Below are 21,891 nucleotides of genomic sequence, written 5' to 3'. Positions count from 1 at the left end.
CCGCAAGGATTCGGGCCTTTTTTGTTGTGCGCCCGGCAGGGCGCGCGGCGCGCAAGCGCCATCGATTCAGCTATGCGGCATCAGATCCGCTCGATCGTCAACCCTTCGCTTCCCAACTCCCCGTTGGCCTGAGTGAGCATCTCTTCCCCGGCGATGACCGAGACGGCGCTCTCGGAACGGCCGGCGCCGAGGTAGGTTTTGGCGGTCTCCATCAGCCGGGCGCGGTCGGTGGCCAGCACCCCCCGGCGGAGGTGGCGGCGCATCTCGAGGGTGAGGCCCTGGCGGGTGTTGGCGAACTCGCGGTTGCCGCGCCCTCCGGGGGAGAGGGGGCGATCGAGGTCGGCGAAGACCGCCAGGATCGCTTCGTCGATCTCGTCGTCGGTGAAGGTGCCGGCCGCCGCCCAGTCCACCGCCTGGTCAAAGACGCGCAGGGTGCGGGCGAGCTGGGGGTCGCGGTAGGAGAGGAGGGAGAAGAGCCCCCCTTCGGTATCGTAACCGGCGAGGCCGCCGTAGGCCCCCCCCTTTTCGCGGATCTCCCGGTGGAGGAAGCCGGCCCGCAGGAGTTTGGCCAGCACCATCAGGGGGGCGCTGTCGTCGTGGGTGTAGGGGACGGTGCGGAAGACCCGGGTGACGTAGGCCACCGGCACCGAGGTCGCGTAGCCGAGGCGGGCGGGAGCCGGGGAGAAGGGGGGAGCTTCACTCGGCCTCGACTCGCCGCTCCCCGGCGGCAGGGCGCCGAAAAAGGCGCTCAGGCCGCCGCGCACCGCGGCAAAGGACGCTTCTTCGCCGCTGATGCCGCAGGAGAAGTTCGGCCCCTGGAACAAGGTGGCGGCGATGGCCTGCAGCCGCTCGGCCACCGGGGCGAGCTCCTCCGTGGAGCGCGTCGAGAGTTCCTTGATCAGGCGGAACTGGCTGAGGCCCGACCAGGTCTCCCGCAGGGCGGCGGCGGCGGTGAGGCGGCTGGCCGCGGCCCGTGCCGCGTAGCTGTGGCCGGAAGCGGGGATGGAATTCTCCATGGACGTCTTGATCTGGCCGATCACCGTCTGCAGACGTTTGACGTCGGAGAAATCCGGCGCCCGGCAGAGATCGGCGAGGATGGCAAAGAGCTGCTTCTGGTTGCGCTGCAGCGCCTTCCCCTTGAGTTCGACCACCCCTTCAAAGGCACTCAGCGTCCCGGGGTCGTCGAGGATTCCCGCCCCGGCCTGGATCCCCCCGGTGTGAGCCTCCATGCGCTCGGCCATCTCCAGGTAGCTGCAATCCGCGGCGCCGATCTGGGTGAGCATGGTGCAGAAGAGGGGGACGTAGGGGAGGAGCTCCTCCGGGAGTCCGGCGGTGGGAAGGTGGGCGATGAAGTAGTCGATGCCGTTGGTCGGCTGGGGGAACCACTGGACCTCATGGAAGCCTTCCCGGTTGAGGCTGGACGAGACCGGAAGCTCTTCGGCGGGGATGTCCTCCCGGGTCAGGGTCGGCAGACAGGAGATGTCCTCCTCGGCTTCCTGGGCGGCGGCCAACTCCCGGGCCTGATCGATGAGCTGCTGGCGCTGTTCGGCGTCGAGCCGGCCGGCCACTTTCGCCAGGCGCTCTGCGGCGGCCGCGTCCTCCCGCTCTTTCTGCGTCGGATCGGGGCGCAGGGTGAGGGTGACCCGATGGCGATTGTCGAGGAAATGGCGGCGGATCAGATCCTGGAAGAAGGGGCCGGCCGCCATCTCCTGGCGCAGGCGCCTGAGGTTGTCGCCGAGTTGCAGGGGCGAGACGGGATCGTCGTTGTGCAGCCAGGGTCCCATGAGGCGCATCAGCAGGGCCAGCGGGTAAGGGTAGTGGTCGCCGGAGACCTCCCGGTGGGCGAATTCCAGGCGGTGGATGACCCCCTCGATGCGTTCGGGGGAGAAGCCGCTGCGGGCCGCCTCCTCGAGGGTGGAGAGGATCAGCGCCTCGACGGCTGCGGCCTGGTCCGGGTCGGTTCCCTGCAGGCCGGCGGCGAAATAGGTGGTGCGGTTGTCGTCGTTGTAGCCGGTGCCGGGGGCCAGGTTATCCCCGAGCCCCGAGTCGAGGAGGGCCTTGTACAGGGGCGCCGCCGGGTTGCCGACGAGAAGGGAGGAGAGGATGGTCAGGGCCAGGCGTTCGAAGCTGTCGGAGATGTCGCAGGTCAGCCAGCCGACCTGGACCAGGGACCGCCGCGCAGTCTCCTCGCCGGGGGCCAGCGGGAAGGTTTCCGTTTCTTGCCGGGGGGCATCGAAGCGGATCTCCGGCGGGACTTCGCTCTGCACCTCGCGGCGCTCGAACTGGCTTAAAACCCTCTCCTCGATGACGGCCAGGTGCTTTTCGAGGGGGAGATTGCCGCAGGTGTAGAACCAGGCGTTGGAGGGGTGATAGTAGCTGGCGTGAAAGGCGCGCAGCGCCTCCCAGGTGAGGTCGGGAATCTCTGCCGGTTCTCCCCCGGAGTTGTGGCCGTAGGTCGTCGTCGGATAGAGGGCCTTGGCCAGGCGCCGGCCGAGGAGGGAGGGGGGGGAGGCCATGGCCCCCTTCATTTCGTTATAGACAACCCCCTTGAATTCCAGCGGCGACTGCGGGTCGTCCGGCCGGGCGAATTCGATGCGGTGCCCCTCCTGGCGAAAATCCCTCTCCCGCAGCAGGGGGAAGAAGGCGGCATCGAGATAGATGTCGAGGAGATTGTAGAAGTCCTTGGTGTTCTGGCTGGAGAAGGGGTAGAGGGTCCAGTCGCTGGCCGTCATGGCGTTCATGAAGGTGTTGAGGCTGCGCTTGAGCATGGTGAAGAAGGGGTCCCGCACCGGGTAGCGCCGTGAGCCGCAGAGGACCGTATGCTCGAGAATGTGGGCGACCCCCGTCGAGTCGGCGGGGGGGGTGCGGAAGCCGACGGCAAAGAGGTTGTTGGGATCCTCCGTGGCCAGGTGCACCATGCGTGCCCCGGTCTTTTCGTGGCGCAGCCGGAACAGGGTGGCGTTGAGTTCGGCGATGGGGATGATGTCGGTGATTTTGAAGCCGTGGAGCGTCTGGCCGGTGTGCAGGGCGGTGGCGGGCATGAATGATTTCCTCCGGGCAATGGACCTGTCTGCGATGAGCCTGTCAGTTTAGATGACTCCCCGGTAAACATATAGCAAAAACGTTGCGCGCGTCCCGGGAGATCCGCGGATAAAAGGGCACCGCGGACAAAAAAAAGCCCCACGGCGCGCCGTGGAGCTTTTTGGGGAGGGCTGAGAGTCTGTAATCTAGATTTTCTGGACGTTGGAGGCCTGGGGGCCTTTTTGACCCTGGGTGACGTCGAACTGAACGCGATCCCCTTCGGCCAGGGATTTGAATCCCTCGGACTGGATGGAGGAGAAGTGGACGAAGACATCGGTACCGTTGTCCTGCTCGATGAAACCAAAACCCTTCGCATCGTTAAACCATTTCACACTGCCTTCTGCCATTTTCTGCTCCTTTTGCTCTTTGGTGGTCACGCGGGGCGATGTGCAGTCATTTCGGCGCCGGATAAAAAAAAACCGTGAAGCCCTCAGGGGCTGCACGGTTTGCTTTCCCCGGATAACCTGCTGATAACGCTGCACAACCTAGGTAATGGAGAATTTTCTAGCATGACCTCGCAGGGAATGCAAGCATTTTTAATGTCTCCCGAAAAAAAAGGTCCGCCCCTGGCGCTGTCCCGCTCCCCCTCATCTTGTTATGGCCGGAGGGGGTGATAGACTGATTCCCAGTCACGGAGGTCCCCCATGTTTTGCCGCACCTGTCCCGATGATTTCGGCGATCGACTGTTGCAGGCCCTCGCCGTCGACCACCAGGTCCTCGGAGCCCAGCAGGGGAGCGACGGGGTCTGTCGCATTGCCCCCCTGCACCGCTGGGGGGATTTGAGCCGGGAGAACCTGCCGCTCCTTCCCGCCAAAAAGGTGGTCCTCCCCCCGCAGGAAACCCTGTGGACCCTGGAGGGGGAAGACTATCATCCCCCCGAAACGCCCGGACCCCTTGCCCTTCTGGGCGTCTTTTCCTGCGACCTCTTCGCCCTGGATTACCTCGATCGGGCCTTTGCCGAAGATTCCCTCTATCGCTCTCGGCGACAGCCCCTCTTTCTCGTCGGAACGCCCTGCCTCCCCGGCGAAGGCTGTTTCTGCCCGACGTCCTCCGCCCCCCCTCCCTTCGACCTCTTCGTCGACCACAATCGGGTATGGGCCGGCAGCACCCGGGGCAGGGAGCTTCTCGAGGTCTTTGGCGGCGTCCTCGGCACGGCCGAAGAGGCCGAACCGCCCAAGCCTTCCCAGGAGGAACGCCCCTTTCCTCCCGCCGCTTCCCTGGCGCGGCTGCACCGGGAAAGCGCCGCCGATCCCCTGTGGTTCGAGACGGCCAGGCGCTGTCTTTCCTGCGGCGCCTGCAGCGCCGTCTGCCCGACCTGCGCCTGCTTCGACGTCGTCGATACCGTTGCCGGGGGGAAGGTGCACCGCCGTCGTCAGTGGGACAACTGTTTTTTCACCAGCCACGCCCTGGTCGCCGGCGGGCACAACTTCCGGCCGACGCGAAAGGAGCGGCTGCGCTTTCGCTTCGAGCACAAATTCCTCGGCTTCGGCCCTCTCCGGGGTGTCGTCTCCTGCGTCGGCTGCGGACGCTGCGGAAGGAACTGCCCGGTCGACATCGACATCTCGAAGGTCCTCCAGGCCCTGGTGGAGAGGGAGGGATTATGAGGAGCGGATTTCTCCCCCAAACGGCGCGTCTCGAAACGGTGGACGAGCGGATGCGGGACAATCATCTCTTCACCTTCAGGGTCGAAAAGGAGCTCGGCGTCGCGCCGGGTCAGTTCGTCGAACTCTCCCTGCCGGGAATCGGCGCTTTCCCCGTGTCCTCCTGCGCCTATCGAACCGGCACGGCGCTGGTCTGCTGCATCCGCCGCGCCGGCCGGGTCACCGATGCCCTCTACCGGCTGGCGCCGGGAGCGCGTCTCGGGGTGCGCGGACCCTTCGGCGCCGGCTTTCCCCTCGATGCCTTCTACGGCAGGGACGCCCTGCTGGTCGCCGGGGGGCTGGGGATGGCTCCATTGCGCGCCCTCCTCCAGGCCCTGCTCTCCGAGCGAGAGCGGTTCGGGGAGATCATCCTCCTCTACGGCTCCCGCGACCCGGAGTCCCTTCTTTTTCGCGATGAGCTCGAAACGCTCGGTCGCAGCGGCGCCGTGCAGGTGCGCTTTTCCGTCGACTTTGCCACCGAGCTCCCCTGGGCGGCAAAGAGCTTTTTCTGCCGCGTCGGACTGGTCACCAGCCTGCTCGAGAAGCTCGCCCTCACTCCCGGCCGGACGACCGCCGCGGTCTGCGGTCCTCCCGCCCTGTACGGCTGCGTTCTCGAGGAGCTCGCCCGCCTGGGGATCCCCGCCGAGGCCATTTTCGCCACCCTCGAACGGCGCATGCGGTGCGGCGTCGGGGAGTGCTGTCACTGCGTCACCTCCGGGGTCTTCGTCTGTTGCGAAGGACCGGTCTTTTCCCTGGCGCGTCTCCGGCAGCTGCCGGAAGCCATTTAGGAGGAGAAGGTTGAAGCGTCTTCGGGTTGCCTATGAGCGTTTTACCTCCTGCAGCGGCTGCCAGCTGACCCTTCTCAATTGCGAAGGGGAACTGGCCCGGCTCTCTGCCACCTGCGAATTTGTCTCATTTTCCATGGCTTCCTCCCGCGCCGATGACGGCGGACCCCTCGACCTCGCTCTCGTCGAGGGATCGATTTCCCGGCCCGAGGAACTCGGCCGGCTGCTGGAGTTGCGGCGACGGGCCGGCCTCCTGGCCGCCGTCGGGGCCTGCGCCCTGAGCGGCGGGGTCAATGTGCTCGACGACCGGGACCGGTCGCTGGCCTGCACCCGGGTGTACGGCGACGGCGCCAGACAGATGAATACCTTTCCGCCGCAGCCGCTCAAACATTTCGTCAAGGTCGATCTGGAGATAGCCGGCTGCCCGCCGGAAGAGGAGGAATACCTGACGGCCCTCGGGGCCCTGGCCCGCGGGGGGGTCGCCGATCTCCCCCCCTATGCCGTGTGCATGGAATGCCGCTGGCGGGAAAATCTCTGTCTCCTCATCGAAAAAAAACTCCCCTGTCTCGGGCCGGTCACCCGGGCCGGCTGCCGGGCCAAGTGTCCGTCCTTCGGGGTCGTTTGCGAGGGGTGCCGGGGATTGACGGCGGAGGCCAATCTTGAGGAGGGTTTCCGGTTGCTTTTGGAGTCGGGGCTTTCGGAACGGGAGGTGCGGGCGCTGATCGGCCGCTTTGCCGGGAGGATTCTTGAAAACCATTGGTCTTGAACCGCTGACCCGGGTGGAAGGGCATGGGCGGGTCGAACTCGATCTCGACCGCGGCAGGCTCTCTGCGGTCCGGGTCGCCCTGATCGAATCACCCCGGCTCTTCGAGTCGCTGGTGATCGGACGCTCCTGGCAGGAGATTCCGGCCCTGGTCTGCCGCATCTGCGCCATCTGTTCTTCGGTTCACCGGGTCGCCTCAGCCGCCGCCCTGGAGAGGGCGCTGGGGGTGTCCGTACCCCCCGCCGCCCGCCTGGTGCGGGAACTTCTGGTGCTCGGGGGGCACATCGAAAGTCACGCCCTGCATCTCTTTTGCCTGGTGCTGCCGGATATCCTCGGGGTGGAGAGCGTCCTGGCCCTGGTGGCCGGAGGGAGCGCCCAGGCCCGGGAGGGGCTCGAGCTCAAGAGGTTGGGGAACCGGATTCAGGAGATCTCGGGGGGACGGGTCATTCACCCGGTCAATATCGAAGTCGGTGGGATTCTGCGCCTTCCGGACCGGTCCCGTCTGCAGGGACTGGCCGAGGAGCTGGAAGCCTGGGAGGGGCGCCTCGTCGACCTGCTGGCCGTTTTCGCCTCGCCGCAGAGCTATCCCCCGTCTTCAGGGGCAATCGGTCTTCCCCTCTCGGTCTCCGGGGGGGAGGGTCTCCACCTCTTCGGCCGGGGGCTGTCGCTTTCGGGACGGACGATGGCGCCCGAGAGGTACCGGGAGCTTCTCGGCGAGGAGGCCCTCCCCGGGTCCCACGCCAAGTCGTCCCGGGGTGCGGCAGGGCCCTTCCTGACCGGCGCCCTCGCCCGCCTGCGCAATAGCGGAGGGGAGGAGAGGGGGCTTCCTTCCGGCATTTTTGCCAACAACGCCGCCCAGGCCATGGAGCTGGTGGACGCCTTGCGGCGGGCCCGGGTCCTGACCCGGGAGATCCTTGCGCTCGGGGAGGATGAAGCGCTGCGGGGGGAGGTGCGGGTGGGGGCGGGCGTCGGGACGGAAGTGATCGAGGCGCCGCGGGGACTGCTGGTCCATTCCTATGTTCTCGATGATGGCGGCCGGGTGGCCCGGGCCGATATCGTCACCCCCACCGCCATCAATCAGGAGGCGATGGCGGCGCAGATCCTCGCCGACCTGCAGGAGGTGACCGATGAGGCGCTGCTGGCCTCAGGAGCGGAGCAGATCGTGCGCGCCTTCGATCCCTGCATCTCCTGCGCCGTGCATCTGGTCCGGATCCGCTGAGTTAAAAGGGGGTGCGGGCGAAATGGCGCTTGGTGGCGTCCTGCAGCTTGCTTACGGCGTGGAACGATTCTTTGAGCAGATCCTGTTCGGTCTTGGTGAGGGCATAGGGATCGAGAAAGTGACTCGGCCTCTTTCCCTGATCGGTGAGGGCGATTTCGTTGCGCAGCCGCAGAAACGTCAGGGCTTCGAAGGCGGCGCGGATGTGTTCGGCGGTCTCCATGGCGAAGACGTTGAGGCTCACCAACTCCTTGAGCCGTGCCTGGGTGGTAATGGCCTGCAGCCCCCGCTCGAGGGCGAACATGCGGATGCAGTCGACGATGTAGATGCTCCCCCCCTGCTTCAGGGAGAGCTCCCCCCTGTGCTCGCCGTCCTTGTCGACAACGAAGCGGCCGAGAAAGCCGACGGGGACCTTGTAGCGCAGGTCCAGGGACATCATGTGGTAGAGAAAAGCCTGAAACTCACGGATTTCCCGGTGGACGATGTCGCGCAGGTCGTGGGCCAGCTGCACATCGCCGGCAAGCGGAGCAAAGTCGAAGAAGATGGATGAGTAGCGCACCTTCTGCGGCTCCGGGTCGTTGACCCAGTCCTTGATCCGCGCCTGCCAGTCCTTCAGCCGTCCCCGCCAGGAGGGGTTGTCGGCCATCACCTTCCCCTTGCACAGGGGGTAGCCGACCCGGCTCAGCGCCTGGACGATCTTATCCGCGAAGGGGATGAAGAAGGCCTCGACCTCCGGGAGTCTCTCGTCGGGGACGTTTTCGTAGATGAAGCCGTTGTCCTGGTCGGGGGCGAGGAGCATTTCCCGGCGGCCGCCGCTCCCCATGATCAGGAAGCAGTAGCGGATGGCGGGGGGCTCCTTCCCCTCGGCCTTCATCTCCTCCAGGCAGAGCTCGTAGACCCGCTTGATGATGCCGTGATGGATGTAGGAGAGGATCTCCATCACCTCCGGAGTGCTGCGCGTTTCGGAGAGGAGGGTGCGGGCGACGGTGACGATTTCCTGGTGGATCGCCTTCAGCCCTTCCAGGGTCTGCTCCTCGCGGATGTTGCCGATGAGCAGCATCGCCTTCTGGCTGCGGTATTTCATCAGGTCGCGCAGGGAAACGATTCCGACCAGTTCGCCCCGGTCGACCACCGGCAGGTGTTTGAGGTGGTGGCTGGTCATGTAGGCCATCGCCTCGTACATGTAGGTTCCGGGGGGCATGGTCTGGGGATTGCGGCTCATGACATCGAGGGCCTGCATCGTCGAAGGGTCCGTTCCGTCGGTGGCCAGAACCTTGGAGACGAGATCCCTTTCCGTAATGATCCCGAGGAGGGTGCCGTCGGTGCCGACGACCGGCATGGCGCCGATTTTTTTGTCGGTCAGCCGCCGCGCCACCCGCCGGACCGGCTCGTCGGGGGGGCAGGTCTCCACCGGCGACTCCATGATTTCGGAGAGGCGCTTCTTGAAGGGGTAGGCCTCCATCTGGGTGACGGCGTGGCGGTTGTGATCGGCGACGATTTCCGAATAGAGCTGGCGGACGCGGGAGAGGACGATGCGGGTGAAATAGTCGCGGAGCTCGGGGGACTCCTCCTCCGCCTTCATCAGAATGCTCTCGGGAATCAGGTAGCATTCCGTCGCTTTGACCGTGCGTGCGCCGCCGGTGTAGGGATCGCCGGTGAAGATGGGGGTGCCGCCGAAAAAGGATCCTTCCTTGCGGTAGTCGACCACCATGTCGATCCCCCCCGGAGTCATGACCGTGATCTCCACCAGCCCTTCCTTGATGACGTAGAGGTACCCCGTCGGCGGGTCATTCTGCTGAAAGATGAAGGTCCCTTGGGGAAACTTCTGCAGCCTGGCGCCGGTGCGGATTTCCTGATAGACGTGGTCGGGGAGGTGGTTGAACGGCTCGGTGTCCTTGAGGTGCTTGATGAGGCTCATTGATCACCCGGAATTGAGGGAGGGGCGGCGATGGTGAGGCCGTTGCAAAAGCCCCCCGTTGAAAGGGGCCCGGATCGACAACTGCATATCGGCGTTTACTCTAGCATTAATCCCTTAAATGGCAACCGATTTCACCGTCCGGGTCCGGTCTGCTCGAGCGGTCCCGGAGGGGCCGTGGTCCCTTTCGGTTTGCGGTCGAGGACCAGGGCGAGGACGAAGCAGGCAAGGCTTGCGACCATCAGTTCGCCGACATGAATGAAGACGTTGCGGGTCAAAAGGATGTCCGCCCCCATCAGGGCGATGCCGATGACGGCCAGGGGCATGGCCAGACGCCGGCGGGTGAAAAAGCGTTTCATGGCTGGGACCGTTCATTCATGAGGGTGCCAGGGAGTTTTTCCCGGAGGGAGCTTCATCCACCTGGCCGGGGAGGTTGTGGAGTTTGCGCAGGATGTTGTCGCTTCTGTCCGCCGACTCCTCGGAGATCCTGTCCGCCATGAGGTTGGAGACGAGGATATTGAGGAGAAAGGCAATCGGGCAGACGAGAAGGGCCGAGGAGGTCGCCGGAAGGAGGCCTTCGGCGCCGAACATGGGGATTCCGGCGATCCATCCGGCCATGGCGATCAGGGTCATGCCGAACCCCCAGATCATCCCGGCCAGGGCCCCGTATTTATTGGATCCCGAGTACCAGATGCCGAGGACGACCACGGGGAAAATGGTGTTGCCGGCGATGGCGAAGGCCATGGCGACGATCTGGGCGATCAGCGCCGGGGGGTTGAGGGCGGTGAAGACGACCAGGGCGCAGAGGGCCGCGGTGAAGATCCGGCCGACGAAGAGTTGCTGCCGGTCGGTGGCAGCGGGGTTGAAGACGGTGGCGTACCAGTCGTGAGCGATGGCCGAGGCCCCGGCGATGAGGAGGCCTGCGACGGTGGAAAGTCCGGCCGCCATGGCGCCGGCGGCCAGATAACCGATGTAGGCGATCCCCATTCCGGCTCTTTCCGGAGCCGAAAGGATGATGACGTCGGCGACCTGCTGGTTTCCGAGGGGATTCCAGAACTTGCCTAAAACGGCATAGACCGGGGAGGACCAGTAGAGGAGGCCGATGAAGAAGAGTCCCCAGAGGACCGACTTGCGGGCGACTTCTTCGCTCTTGACCGTGTAGAAGCGGATCATGATGTGGGGAAGGCCGGCCGTTCCCACCATGAGGGTAAAGACCAGGGCGATGAACTGGTAGAAGCTGCCGGCTCCCCAGGGGAGATAGGTCCGGCGGACCTTTTCGATTTCGGCGGCTCCGAGGGTGCCGCTGGCGACTTTCCCCTCGAGAAGGTCCGAAAGGATGGCTCCGTATTCGTACTGGGGGAGGATTCCGGCGCCTCCGGCCTTCTTGATGAGGATCCACAGGGGGATCATGAAGGCGGAAATCAGCACGACATACTGGATCTGCTGGTTGCGGGTCACCCCGGACATGCCGGAGATGAGCATATAGGCGAGGACGACGCCGGCGGCAAAGAAGACGCTGGCGTTGTAGCTCATGCCGAAGATCCAGCCGCAGATCAGGCCGATCCCCTTGAACTGGGCGGTGGAGTAGGTAATGGAAATGATGACGGTGACCGCGGCGGCGATCAGGCGCACCGTATGGCAGTCGTAGCGGTCGCCGAGAAACTCGGGAATGGTGTACTTGCCGAAACGGCGGATCTGGGTGGCGATCAGGCAGAGGAGGAGGACGTAGCCGCCGGTCCAGCCGATGATGTAGCCGAGGCCGAACCACCCCTTGAGGTAGAGGAGCCCGGCCACCCCCATGAAGGAGGCGGCGGACATCCAGTCCGAGGCGATGGCGGCGCCATTGCCGAACTTGCCGATCCCCCGTCCGGCCACCCAGTATCCCGATGTTTCGGTGACTCGGGAGAGGACGCCGACGACGAGATAGACGCCGAGCAGACTCACCATGATGATGGCCGGGACGAGTTTGAACCCCGGTTCGACCTGATAGATCTCCTCGCCGGCGGCGGCAAAGAGATAACCGCAGCTGGAGAAAAGGGCAATGAGAGCAAGCCCCGTGCACGTCATCCATCTCGTCTTGGTCATGAGTCTTCCTGGCATGTTTTCAGGGGCGCAATCGCCGGGCCGGGATGACTCTCCGGTCCCAGAGGAGGCAATAGAGCTTGCAGAGGAGAATGTATCCGATGGTGCAACCCTGGGCGACAAGCCAGTAGTGGAGGGGGAAGCCGAGGAAGCGGGCCCGGGTGATGAACGACTCGCCGAGGCCCGAAGGATCGCTGAGGCCGGCGAGGAAAATAAGGAGGGGAATCCCGAAACTGAGGAGGGACCAGAAGATGAGGACCGAGGCGGCGATCCGCGCTTCGGCTTTCATACCGGGCGTCGAGGGCCGGAAAAAATTGACGTCTATCCGTTCTCTGGCGGCCATGGAACAACCTTTCTCGAAAACGCGATGCGCTGGGGCGGAGGTGCGGGGCGGGTACCGGGGCCATTGATAGTCGAAAATAATACAGTGTTTCGAACAAAAATCAATAAGATATTCAATCGGTTGGTCGATGGAGAGATTTGGACTGGACACCGGGAGTCGAAAATCCGGCGGGACTTGTTTTGAATCGGGCTCTCGGCCTGGGTGGCCGGGGGAGGGTGGCAGTCAGCCGACGTTGAAGTGCCGCTTGGTCGAGTCCTGCAGCTTGCTGGCGGCGCGAAAGGCCTCCCGGAGGAGTTCCTGCTCCGCCCTGGTCAGGGCATAGGGGTCGAGATAGTGAGAAGGGGACCGGCCCTGTTCGATCAGGGCGATTTCGTTGCGCAGGCGCAGGTAGGTAAAGGCCTCGAAGGCGGCCTTGATATGCTCGGCCGTCTCGGAATTGAAGGCCTTCAGTTTCACCAGGTGATCGAGTCGCTCGATGGTCGTCGGGGCGTAGAATTGCTTTTCCAGCATGAACATCCGGATGCAGTCGACGATGAAGATGCTGCCGGTCTGCTTGAGGGAGAGGGTCCCCCTGTGTTCTTCCTCCCGTTCCAGGCTGAACCGCCCGAGCAGATTGAGCGGGACCTTGTGCTTGTAATCCAGGTTCATCATGAAGTGGAGGAAGAGCGGGAAGCGGCTGATTTCCCGATTGACAATCCTGCGCAATTTCTGGCCGAGGGAGGGATCTCCCACCAGGGGCATGAAATCGAAGAAGATGGTTGAATACCGGACTCGCTGCGGTTCCGGCGTATTGACCCAACGGCCGACTTTGGCCTGCCACTCCTTGAGTCGCCCACGCCAGAAGGGGTTGCTGGCCATGACCCCCCCCTTGCAGCGCGGGTAGCCGATTTCGGCATAGGTCGCGATCAGCTTTTCCAGAAAGGGGACGAAAAAGGCTTCGACGGCGGCGTCCTGGTCCTCGGGATAGTTTTCGAAAATAAGGCCGTTGTCCTGGTCCGGGTCGAGGAGCATCTCCTTGCGCCCGCCGCTCCCCATGATGATGAAGCAGTATTTGATGTCGGGAGGAGACATCCCTTGCCGGAGCATCTCCTCGAGGACCAGCTCAAAGGCGCGGCGCAGGATGCTGTGGTGGAGGGAGGAGAGAATCTCCATCGTTTCGATCTGCGAGCGTGCTTCGCTCATGAGGGTTTTGGCGATCTTGATGATTTCGCCCTTGATGGCCGTCAGTTCGGCGACGGACCCGGCCTCCTTGATGCTCGCCATCAGCAGCACCGACTTCTGGCTGCGGAATTTCATTAACTCCTGCAGCGAGACGATGCCGACCAGCCTGCCCTCGTCGACGACGGGCAAGTGTCTGATTTTGTGCTGCACCATGAAGGTGGTGGCTTCAAACATGTAGGTGTCCGGCGCCATGGTCCGGGGATCGGGTGTCATGACCTCGGCGGCGGTGGCGGCAAAACTCTCGGGGTCGTCGCTGGCCAGGACCTTGGCGACCAGATCCCGTTCGGTAATGATGCCGAGGGGACGTCTGGAGTCATCGCAAACCAGGATGGCGCCGATCCCTTTTTTGACCAGGGTCCGGGCAATTTCGGTGACGCCTGTCGACGGCGTGCAGAATTCCGCCGGCGACGACATGATCTCGGAGAGACGCTTTTTAAAGGGATAGGCGTCCATCTGTACGAGCGCGTTCTCTGCGTGCTCGGCGACCATATCCGAGTAAAGGCTGCGGACCCTGGAAAAAATCGCCCGGGTGAAATATTCGGCGATGTGGGGAAAGTCTCTGGCCGCCTTGACAAGGAGCGCCGCGGGGATGAGGTAACACTCGGTCGCCTTGACCGCCCTGGCGCCGGCGGTGTACTCCTCGTCGGTGAAGACCGGGGTGCCGCCGAAAAAGGAGCCGTCCTTGCGGTCGTCGACGACCATTTGGCCGCCGCCCGGGGTGGTGACGACGATTTCCACCTGTCCCTGTTTGATGACGTAGAGGTAACCGGTGGGGGGATCGTGCTGATTGAAGATGGGGGTGTCGGGTGGGAAGGTTTTGAGGATCGCCGCCTGACTGAACTCGGCAAAAAGGTCGTCAGGGAGTCGATTGAAGGGTTCTGTCTCCCGCAGCGTCTTGTTCAAATCCATGGATCGACCCCAGGCATCAATCGAGAAGATTCTGTCCAGACCTCGGAGGTCTTTTCTTGCAGGAATTGTTCCCGGGAAACTCTGTCCTCACCCGTCTTCGGGGAGCCGAAAATTACCCTGGGCGGAACTTATTCCTCCGGCGAAACGGGATCGGAGTCGTCGGAGATCTTTTTTTTCTTCCTGCCGAAATGAAAGGGGTGGGCCTGGCGGCTGACGATGTAGTCGAGAAGGATCTTCGTCCACAGGGTCAGACCGGCGAATTCGATCCATTTGTCGAAGGAATACCGTCCGAGGGGGATGGTGATGATCAGCCAGACGGCGATGGCTCCGGCCGCCAGGTTGACCAGTCCGGTAGCCGGCGCCCAGCGTTTGGGATTGGCGGGGGATGCGCCGCCTTTGAGGGCCACTTCAGAATAATCGTGTTTGATGAAAATGCGCCCGGCCCGGCGCAGCCAGAAGAAGGCCATGGGGAAGAGGGCCAGGTAGAGTCCCGTTTCGAGGATGAACTTGGCGTAATGATGGATCATTTAAGGCTCCCTTGGTCCCGGTTGAATCGGATAAGTCCAGAAAAATTCAATTTTTACCCGAGAATGGCGCAGCGGGCAAGACAAATGTTGAGAAAAAAACCCCGCCAGCACGACTGGCGGGGTTCATGGAATGTCGGCAGGTCAGGCTAGCCGAATGGCGGATGGATCAATGCGCTCCGTCAACGGCCTTGGCACCGCGGGGGATACGGACCTGCTCAACCATGTTGGCAATATCCTGAGGAACCGCCGGGGTCATGTTCTTGACGGCAAAGGCGACGGCGAAGTTGAAGCAGGCACCGATGGCGCCGAAGGCTTCCGGCGTGATGCCGAAGAAGGAGTTGGCACCGCCGATGACGCCGAGGAATTCAGTCCCCTTGACGAAGAAGATCCCCTTGTGGGCAAAGACGTAGAACATGGTGACGCCGATACCGGCGAGCATGCCGGCGATGGCACCCTGCTTGTTCATGGTCTTGCTGAAGATCCCCATCATCAGCGCCGGGAAGATGGAGCTGGCGGCCAGGCCGAAGGCGAGGGCGACAGTACCGGCGGCAAAGCCCGGGGGATTCAGACCGAGATAGCCGGCGACGACGATGGCGAAGGCCATGGCGATCTTGCCGGCCAGCAGTTCGGCCTTCTCCGAGAGGTCAGGCATGAACATCTCTTTCAAGAGGTCGTGGGAAATCGCCGAGGAGATGGCGAGCAGGAGACCGGCCGCCGTGGAGAGCGCTGCGGCGAGACCGCCGGCGGCGACCAGGGCGATGACCCAGTTCGGCAGCAGGGCGATTTCCGGGTTGGCGAGGACGATGATGTCTGCGTTGACCGTGAGTTCGCTCCCCTTCCAGCCGGCGGCAGCCGCTTTGGCCTGGAAAGCTTCGTTTTTGCTCTTGTCGTTGTAGTACTGGATGCGGCCGTCGCCGTTTTTGTCTTCGAACTTGAGGAGGCCGGTGACTTCCCAGCGGCTCATCCAGGCGGGGCGATCGGCATGGACGAGCTGGGCATCGGGAGCAAAGAGGTCGCTGTTTTCGGCCATGATCGTCGGATTGACGGTTTTAAGGAGGTTCATCTTCGCCATAGCGGCCACGGCCGGAGCGGTGGTGTAGAGGATGGCGATGAAGACCAGGGCCCAGCCGGCGGAGGAACGGGCGTCCTTGACCTTGGGGACGGTGAAGAAGCGAACGATGACGTGCGGCAGGCCGGCGGTGCCGATCATGAGCGAGACGGTGTAGACGAACATGTTCAGTGTGCTGCCGGGCACGGAGGTGGTGTACTTGCCAAAGCCGAGATCCTGGACGATGAGGTCGAGCTTGTGCAGCAGGGCGACATTGGAGTTAACTAGGTCGGAGCCGAGGCCGAGCTGCGGGATCGGGTTGCCGGTCAGGTGCAGCGAAATGAAGATCGCCGGCACGGTGTAGGCGAGGATCAGGACGCAGTACTGGGCGACCTGGGTGTAGGTGATCCCCTTCATGCCGCCGAAGACCGCGTACATGAAGACGATGGCCATCCCGATGTAGATCCCGGTGGAGCTGGAGACGCCGAGGAAGCGGGAGAAGGCGACGCCGACGCCCGTCATCTGGCCGATGATGTAGGTGGTCGAGGCCATCAGCAGGCAGGCCACGGCGGTGCCGGAAGCCGCCTTGGAGTAGTAGCGGGTGCCGAAGAACTGGGGGACGGTGAACTTGCCGAACTTGCGCAGGTAGGGGGCCAGGAGCATGGCGAGCAGGACGTAGCCGCCGGTCCACCCCATGAGGAAGAGGGATCCGCCGTAGCCCATGTTGGAGATCAGGCCGGCCATGGAGATGAAGGACGCCGCCGACATCCAGTCGGCGCCGGTCGCCATGCCGTTGAGGACGGGGTGAACCGAACCGCCGGCAACATAGAATTCCTTGGTGCTTCCGGCGCGTGCCCAGATAGCGATGCCGATGTACAGGGCAAAGGAGAGACCGACGATGAGATAGGTCGTTGCTTGAAGAGTCATAATGTTAATTCTCCCTATTCTTCGTGAACATTAAATTTTTGGTCAATGTTGCCCATCAGCTTCGCATAGACGAAGATGAGTATCACGAAGATGTACATGGATCCCTGATTGGCGAACCAGAAACCGAGCGGATAACCGCCGAGTTGAATGTTGTTGAGCATCGGTGCCAGCAGGATGCCGAATCCGTACGAAACAACGAACCATACGATCAAAACGTTCCTGATCAGGGCCAGCGTTGCTTTCCAATAAGCTGCCTCGTCGTGTTGAACCATGAATGCCTCCTTTTGAAGTGATTCTTTGCAAAACCTGAACGCGAATGGTTGGCCCGCTTTTTATTTCGGGCCAGGGGGTACTACATTCGAGTGACCTATTCCGGCCTCCTTTCTTTCAATGCTTCATTTCCTGTCAATATAAGTCTCTGCCGGGGTGATGGCCCATGTATCCGAGTTTTGAGGAGACGGTTCTCCCCGCATCCTTGAGGCGGGGGAGGAGCTCCCGCTCTATGACATCCGGGCTCATGCGAAAGTCGGGGCCGACTATGCACAGGACCCCGGCGAGCTTTCCGGAGACTTCAAGGATGGGGACGGCGATGCTCGATATGCCGTCACCGAGGGTTCCTGTATCCTCGGCCGATCCGCGGGTCTGGATCTCTTCCAGGTCCTTGGAGGAGCATCCGGCCGGAAGATCGCCCTGGGGGTTTTTCGATTCATACGGAACCCCGGGGGGGACCGCCAAAAAGATCTTTCCCGCCGCCGTTCCCTCCAGGGGGTAGCGTCTTCCGACAAGGGAGACGATGCGGACCTGTTGCGGAGTATCGACGACGTCGAGAAACAAAACTTCCCTGTCTTTGCGGATCGCCAGGTAGACCGCCTCGTTGCATTCGCGGACCAACCGGTCCATGCTCGGGCGGGCCTTTCTGAGGACACCCATTTTCAAAAGAAATTTCTGCCCCATCTCGTAGGCCGAAAGACCGAGGCGATATTTTCCTGAAGCGTCTCCCCGTTCGACATATCCGCGGTTTTCGAAGGTCGCCAGCAGGCGAAAGACGCTTGTCTTGTTCATGCCGAGTTTTTCGCTCAGGCGAGAGACCCTGACTTCCCCCTCTTCTTCGCAGAGCGCCTCGAGGACATTCAGGGCATTTTCCACCGATTGAATGGAATAGGAATCTTTTCCTCGAATGGGCAATTGACTACTCCTCGTCGGGCCGAGTATCTGTGCCCTGTTTTCCCTTGTGATTTGAGTGACCCCGGAGGCCGAAGGGTGGATGCCGCCTGCGAAGCGGTTTTCCCCGATCTCTGTGCTAAGAAAATAATACGATGTTTTATTTATGTCAATCATATTTTTTTACCAAGACGAAAAAAAATAAAACACAAGTAAATATTCGAAAATATAAGCATATTTGCTTTTTTCTGGCCGATGCTCACGTTTACTTTCGGTTAAATAATCACAAATCCATAACGTTGTTTGTTGAAAACAGGGGCGATTCTACGACGGAAGTTGCAAATATCGTTTTATCTAAAGCCCCAATTTTCCGGTGAATTTGGGAGGGAGACTCCCTTTGGACTTTTCGGGTACGGTGTTTCGCCTGGAGAATCAGGTCCAATTCTACCATAACGGATGAGTCGTGCATGAATCGGGAGAACAATTTTAACGGGGTTTTAAAAAATAATAGGCAGGGAAGGGGAGACGGGGAGAAGGGCGAAGGGAGACGGGAGGCAAAAGCCTTTTTTTGCTGACAATTTAGGCGCCGATATGTTAGAAAATCCGGCGCCACCCTTATTATGTTGCACGTCTTTCGGGAGCTGCCGGTATGTTCAAATTGTCCGAGAAAGGGCGGGGGATTCGCGAGATGTTCGATGCCATCGCTCCCCGCTACGATTTATTGAACCGTCTCCTCTCCCTGGGGATCGACCGTCGCTGGCGGACCTTTGCCGTCGGGCAACTGCAGATTCCTCCGGGAGGGAGAGTCCTGGACGTCGCCACCGGAACGGGGGACGTCGCTCTCGAGATCGCCTCCCGGACCCCCGAATCGGTCCTCATCGTCGGTGAGGATTTTACCCAGGGGATGCTGGTCCACGGCCAGAAAAAAATAGCCCAATCCCCCTATCGCGACCGCATCGTCCTGGTGAACGCCCCCTGCGAATCGATGCCGCACCCTTCGGCGGTTTTCGATGGCGTGACCATCGCCTTCGGCATCCGCAACGTGGTCGATCGCCTCGCCGGTCTCCAGGAGATGTTTCGGGTCCTCAAGCCGGGGGGGAGGGCCGTCATTCTCGAGTTTTCCAACCCTTCCAGCCGCTTTTTTCGGGGGCTCTACTACTTTTATTTCCGCAAAGTCCTCCCCTTCATCGGCGGCCTCCTCTCACGGCGCAGCGCCTACCAGTATCTTCCCGATTCGGTCCTTGAATTCCCCGACCAGAAGACCTTTGTCGGCTTGATGGCGCAGGCGGGCTTCGGCGATCTGAAGTATTTCGACCGAACCTTCGGCATCGCCACGATTTATGTCGGGGAGCGACCGAAATAGACGGGACATCGCAGATTGAAGGGAATATAAGGAAAAGGCCGGCAAGTGAATTGCCGGCCTTTTTTTAGTTGGTGGCGTCTGCTTCGAACGCGTCCCCGAAATCGGAGATGATTTTCCCCGGCAGTCCGAAGACCCGCTTGAAGACGCCGATGACCTTTTCCGAGAGCGAGGTGATCGGAATCGGCACGACCTCGGGGTCGGCGCTCTTCCCCCTGATCTGGAAGTGGGCGGTAATCAGGGCCTTTTCCTTGCCGGTCAGGAGCCAGCCGGCGATGGGGATTTTGGTGATGATCTTGTCGACGGTGCGCAGCGGTTTGACGCCGAGGATGAGGTCGATGCTGTCCCGCTGCAGGTCGAGGGTGCCGATGGCGGAGAGGTTCATGGCATTGCTGTCGACGAAGAGATCCTCGGTGGAGAGGACCCCCTTCTGCAGCAGGACATTGGCGCTCAGGGTGGTGAAGGGCATCCCCTTGGAGGACATGTCGGGGAGTTGAAAAGCGAAGATCTGGGAGACGTTGAGGATGGAAAACATCTTGGCCAGGGCGTTGAACTTACGCAGGACTCCGTCGTGGATTTCGAGATTGAAGGCGCCCAGGGAGGTGGCGAGGAACTCCTTGCCCGCCTTCCCCTCGAGGTAGAAGTCCCCCCTCAGGGTGCCCATGAGGAGCCCGCGCTGCCGCAGGAGGTCGCTGTAGACGGCGGCGGCATCGAAATCCTCGAGATGGGCGGAGATTTTCAGGAGAGGGGGCGATCCCGGGCGGTTGTCGGAAACGACGGACCCGACGCCGTACCCTGCTCCGGAACGAAAGTGGAGGGGGTGGATGGCCAGCAGTCCCCGGTGAAAGGTGATGGTTCCCTGGGCATCCTGGAAACGGAGGCCACTCAAGATTCCTTCCCGGGCCCTTACGGTGATCACCGTGGTCGCCCCGGCGCCCTCTTCGGCCGCAGGCGGGGGAGGAGTTGGCCCGCTATGCTGCCAGAGAGCGATGACCTCGTCGATATTGCCATGGTCGGCGCTGATGTCGAGAAGGACCCGGGGGTTTCTGAAGCCCTCGACGGAGCCGGTCACCTTGGCTTTTGTTCCGCCGTCGAGGCGCACCGTCACCGGCTCGAAACGGATGCCGTCGGCGGAAAAGGAGAGATGGCCGTCGACGTCCCGCAAAAAAGCCTGGTCCGAGTGGAAGATCACCTCGTCGGCGCGGATCGATTTGGCGCGAACGTGCAGCTTGAGGTGCGGTGCGGAAAAATCGTCCAGGCGACCGCTCACGCGAATCGGGGAGGAGCCGAGTCGGGCCCGGAGGCGGTCGAAGACGGCTTCGTCGTTGTGGATGGAAATCGTTCCGCTGATGGCACTGAGATCCGCCACCACGCGGCCGAGATGCAGGCCGACCTCCTGGAGACTGACCGTCCCCTGGCGGGTCTCGATCTTCCCTCCGGAGCCGGAGAGCTTCCCTTTCAGGCCGATCCTGCCGTGGAGCTTGAGACGTTGCAGGAGAGGGAGGTGCTCCTGCAGGGGCGAGAGCTCGAAGGGGGGGATGTCCACGGCGAGGCGGAAGGCCCCCGCGGCATTGCGGTCGAGTTCGCCGCGGGCGCGCACCGCCAGGACCGGGAGGTCAACCTCCCCCACCGTCAGCCGCCATTGCCCCGGGGTCATCCGCCCCGCGAGGAGGAGCTGGCCGCTCTCCCCCGCCGCCTTGACGGGACCCTGTGCCACATCAAGGCTCAGGGGGGTCAGGTCGCCCCGGAGTTCGGCCGTCAGGTCCTTGCCGATTCCCTCCAGGGACAGGGAGAGGGGGAAGGTCCCTGTCGCTTCCAAATCCGGCGGCAGCCAGGGAGAGAGTCGGGCCAGGAGGGTCCCGCTGTCCAGTTCGGCGCTCATCGCCAGATTCAGGTGCGAAATTCCATCTTTTTCCCCCAGGGTCATTTCCCCTCTGGCCGAGATTCCGGGGGCAAGAAGGGTGATGCCGCTGAAGACCTGGCGGTCCTTCTCCTGGTGCCAGGCCGCTTCGAGGGCCAGGGTCTGCAGGGGGATGGGGGGGGCATTGCCGGGGAGCATCAGGGCCAGGTCCTTCCCTTTGAGATCGGCGGTCAGGACCAGTCCGGTCGCCGGAATCCCGTCGAGGCCGAGGCGCAGGGAGCACTCCCCCCGGCTTGCTATTCCCGGTAGGAACTCCTCCAGAATGCCTTCCGGAACGAGATTCTGGAGACTGAGACTCAGGTTGAACTCCGTGGCCTGCCAGCGCCACGGCGCCTCTCCGGGAATGATCCCCGCCTCCAGAAGAAAGGGGGCGCTGGTGCCGTTTTGAATCATCCTCCCCTTAATCCGGATCTCCGAGGGGCGATGGAGAGTCAGATCGTCACCCTGCAGTTCGAGATTTTCCAGGGACAGGGTGCGGGGTCGATCCGGGTTGCGCCGGTCAATGATGTGGACTGAGCCGTTGTGGATGGTCAGATTGCGGATCAGGGTGTTTTCCACGATCCCCTGGTCGATAAGGAGCGGCCGCGGCGCGACCTCCCCCTTCTTCCCGTTGGAGGGAGCCAAAACGTGGCTGTAGTGCGGGGCGTCGAGGACGATGCGGTCGAAAATGAGCTCCCCCCGCAGCAGGGGACGCAGGGCCGGGCGCAGGGCGAGCCTTTTTGCCCGCAGGAGGTTGCTTTCGCCGTCACCGGCACCGATGCGGAGGTCGGTGAAAGTCAGAGCGGGTCCGTACCGCAGGGACAGGCGGGCCGCCCCGAGATGAACGGGCTGGGAGAGTGCGGCAGCCAGGGAGGACTGCAGTCTCTCTCGATGGCTGTTGAGGTCGAAGGTGGCGACAAAGATCGCCAGAGCCACTCCCGCCGCCAGGGCGAGGAGGACCAGCGTGGTGAGGATGGGGCGGCGACGGAACATGGTTGACTCTTCAGGAGGGG

At 62.6% G+C, this 21,891-nt stretch carries 17 protein-coding genes; 5 read left to right on the top strand and 12 right to left on the bottom strand.

What is annotated here, in order from left to right; genetic code table 11:
- Positions 1-80: 80 nt before the first annotated feature.
- Both DSOUD_RS13485 and DSOUD_RS13480 read right to left on the bottom strand, forming a co-directional pair.
- Positions 81-3,041 carry an insulinase family protein gene (locus tag DSOUD_RS13485; protein WP_053551498.1) on the bottom strand — a complete coding sequence of 987 codons (2,961 nt, stop codon included), beginning with the start codon at positions 3,039-3,041 and terminating at the stop codon, positions 81-83.
- A gap of 186 nt (positions 3,042-3,227) precedes the next feature.
- Complete coding sequence (locus DSOUD_RS13480) at positions 3,228-3,428, bottom strand: cold-shock protein (protein WP_053551497.1); 201 nt, start codon at positions 3,426-3,428, stop codon at positions 3,228-3,230.
- Positions 3,429-3,725: 297 nt separating this feature from the next.
- Between DSOUD_RS13480 and DSOUD_RS13475 the strand changes: the two genes are divergently transcribed.
- From DSOUD_RS13475 to DSOUD_RS13460, 4 genes are read left to right on the top strand one after another with little or no spacing between them, the layout of a single operon-like run.
- The gene (locus DSOUD_RS13475; protein WP_053551496.1) at positions 3,726-4,685 is read left to right on the top strand and encodes a 4Fe-4S dicluster domain-containing protein; all 960 of its coding nucleotides are present in this window, start codon (positions 3,726-3,728) and stop codon (positions 4,683-4,685) included.
- Entirely contained in the window at positions 4,682-5,509 is an 828-nt protein-coding gene (locus DSOUD_RS13470; protein WP_053551495.1) for an FAD/NAD(P)-binding protein, read from the top strand. The genes DSOUD_RS13475 and DSOUD_RS13470 overlap by 4 nt, the downstream gene beginning before the upstream one ends.
- A gap of 10 nt (positions 5,510-5,519) precedes the next feature.
- Positions 5,520-6,272, top strand: a complete 753-nt coding sequence (locus DSOUD_RS13465; RefSeq protein ID WP_053551494.1) for an NADH-quinone oxidoreductase subunit B family protein — start codon at positions 5,520-5,522, stop codon at positions 6,270-6,272.
- A complete protein-coding gene (locus DSOUD_RS13460; protein ID WP_053551493.1) occupies positions 6,253-7,488 on the top strand; it encodes a Ni/Fe hydrogenase subunit alpha in 1,236 nt (411 codons plus the stop codon). Before DSOUD_RS13465 ends, DSOUD_RS13460 begins: the two co-directional genes overlap by 20 nt.
- A 1-nt stretch (position 7,489) precedes the next feature.
- Here DSOUD_RS13460 and DSOUD_RS13455 read toward each other — a convergent pair whose 3' ends face one another.
- The 9 genes from DSOUD_RS13455 to DSOUD_RS13415 form a co-directional block, all read right to left on the bottom strand.
- A complete protein-coding gene (locus tag DSOUD_RS13455; RefSeq protein WP_053551492.1) occupies positions 7,490-9,403 on the bottom strand; it encodes a putative nucleotidyltransferase substrate binding domain-containing protein in 1,914 nt (637 codons plus the stop codon).
- Positions 9,404-9,534: 131 nt separating this feature from the next.
- Complete coding sequence (locus tag DSOUD_RS13450; protein WP_053551491.1) at positions 9,535-9,759, bottom strand: hypothetical protein; 225 nt, start codon at positions 9,757-9,759, stop codon at positions 9,535-9,537.
- Positions 9,760-9,775: 16 nt separating this feature from the next.
- Positions 9,776-11,485 carry a VC_2705 family sodium/solute symporter gene (locus tag DSOUD_RS13445; protein WP_053551490.1) on the bottom strand — a complete coding sequence of 570 codons (1,710 nt, stop codon included), beginning with the start codon at positions 11,483-11,485 and terminating at the stop codon, positions 9,776-9,778.
- A gap of 19 nt (positions 11,486-11,504) precedes the next feature.
- Entirely contained in the window at positions 11,505-11,825 is a 321-nt protein-coding gene (locus DSOUD_RS13440; protein WP_082351279.1) for a DUF4212 domain-containing protein, read from the bottom strand.
- Positions 11,826-12,047: 222 nt separating this feature from the next.
- A complete protein-coding gene (locus DSOUD_RS13435) occupies positions 12,048-13,955 on the bottom strand; it encodes a DUF294 nucleotidyltransferase-like domain-containing protein (protein ID WP_053551488.1) in 1,908 nt (635 codons plus the stop codon).
- A 128-nt stretch (positions 13,956-14,083) separates the two neighbouring features.
- The gene (locus DSOUD_RS13430) at positions 14,084-14,482 is read right to left on the bottom strand and encodes a hypothetical protein (protein ID WP_053551487.1); all 399 of its coding nucleotides are present in this window, start codon (positions 14,480-14,482) and stop codon (positions 14,084-14,086) included.
- A 166-nt stretch (positions 14,483-14,648) separates the two neighbouring features.
- On the bottom strand, positions 14,649-16,457 hold the full coding sequence (locus DSOUD_RS13425; protein WP_053551486.1) for a sodium:solute symporter family protein: 1,809 nt from the start codon (positions 16,455-16,457) through the stop codon (positions 14,649-14,651).
- A gap of 14 nt (positions 16,458-16,471) precedes the next feature.
- Positions 16,472-16,729, bottom strand: coding sequence for a DUF4212 domain-containing protein (locus tag DSOUD_RS13420; RefSeq protein WP_053551485.1), 258 nt, complete (start codon positions 16,727-16,729; stop codon positions 16,472-16,474).
- Between the two features lie 133 nt (positions 16,730-16,862).
- Positions 16,863-17,642, bottom strand: coding sequence for an IclR family transcriptional regulator (locus tag DSOUD_RS13415; RefSeq protein ID WP_053551484.1), 780 nt, complete (start codon positions 17,640-17,642; stop codon positions 16,863-16,865).
- Between the two features lie 625 nt (positions 17,643-18,267).
- Here DSOUD_RS13415 and ubiE point away from each other — a divergent pair.
- Positions 18,268-18,981, top strand: coding sequence for a bifunctional demethylmenaquinone methyltransferase/2-methoxy-6-polyprenyl-1,4-benzoquinol methylase UbiE (gene ubiE, locus DSOUD_RS13410; RefSeq protein ID WP_053551483.1), 714 nt, complete (start codon positions 18,268-18,270; stop codon positions 18,979-18,981).
- Between the two features lie 64 nt (positions 18,982-19,045).
- Here ubiE and DSOUD_RS13405 read toward each other — a convergent pair whose 3' ends face one another.
- Positions 19,046-21,871 carry a YhdP family protein gene (locus DSOUD_RS13405; RefSeq protein ID WP_053551482.1) on the bottom strand — a complete coding sequence of 942 codons (2,826 nt, stop codon included), beginning with the start codon at positions 21,869-21,871 and terminating at the stop codon, positions 19,046-19,048.
- Positions 21,872-21,891 lie beyond the last annotated feature (20 nt).

Source organism: Desulfuromonas soudanensis (assembly GCF_001278055.1).
GTDB classification, from domain to species: domain Bacteria; phylum Desulfobacterota; class Desulfuromonadia; order Desulfuromonadales; family WTL; genus Deferrimonas; species Deferrimonas soudanensis.
This window is presented reverse-complemented; position numbering and strand designations above follow the sequence as displayed.

Excerpts from the sequence above, each read along its gene's own strand:
- DSOUD_RS13475 (WP_053551496.1), top strand. The coding sequence starts at position 3,726 with ATGTTTTGCCGCACCTGTCCCGATGATTTCGGCGATCGACTGTTGCAG.
- DSOUD_RS13455 (WP_053551492.1), bottom strand. The coding sequence starts at position 9,403 with ATGAGCCTCATCAAGCACCTCAAGGACACCGAGCCGTTCAACCACCTC.
- DSOUD_RS13435 (WP_053551488.1), bottom strand. The coding sequence starts at position 13,955 with ATGGATTTGAACAAGACGCTGCGGGAGACAGAACCCTTCAATCGACTC.
- DSOUD_RS13425 (WP_053551486.1), bottom strand. The coding sequence starts at position 16,457 with ATGACTCTTCAAGCAACGACCTATCTCATCGTCGGTCTCTCCTTTGCC.
- DSOUD_RS13430 (WP_053551487.1), bottom strand. The coding sequence starts at position 14,482 with ATGATCCATCATTACGCCAAGTTCATCCTCGAAACGGGACTCTACCTG.
- DSOUD_RS13445 (WP_053551490.1), bottom strand. The coding sequence starts at position 11,485 with ATGACCAAGACGAGATGGATGACGTGCACGGGGCTTGCTCTCATTGCC.
- DSOUD_RS13405 (WP_053551482.1), bottom strand. The coding sequence starts at position 21,871 with ATGTTCCGTCGCCGCCCCATCCTCACCACGCTGGTCCTCCTCGCCCTG.
- DSOUD_RS13470 (WP_053551495.1), top strand. The coding sequence starts at position 4,682 with ATGAGGAGCGGATTTCTCCCCCAAACGGCGCGTCTCGAAACGGTGGAC.
- DSOUD_RS13440 (WP_082351279.1), bottom strand. The coding sequence starts at position 11,825 with ATGGCCGCCAGAGAACGGATAGACGTCAATTTTTTCCGGCCCTCGACG.
- DSOUD_RS13480 (WP_053551497.1), bottom strand. The coding sequence starts at position 3,428 with ATGGCAGAAGGCAGTGTGAAATGGTTTAACGATGCGAAGGGTTTTGGT.
- DSOUD_RS13450 (WP_053551491.1), bottom strand. The coding sequence starts at position 9,759 with ATGAAACGCTTTTTCACCCGCCGGCGTCTGGCCATGCCCCTGGCCGTC.
- DSOUD_RS13420 (WP_053551485.1), bottom strand. The coding sequence starts at position 16,729 with ATGGTTCAACACGACGAGGCAGCTTATTGGAAAGCAACGCTGGCCCTG.
- ubiE (WP_053551483.1), top strand. The coding sequence starts at position 18,268 with ATGTTCAAATTGTCCGAGAAAGGGCGGGGGATTCGCGAGATGTTCGAT.
- DSOUD_RS13485 (WP_053551498.1), bottom strand. The coding sequence starts at position 3,041 with ATGCCCGCCACCGCCCTGCACACCGGCCAGACGCTCCACGGCTTCAAA.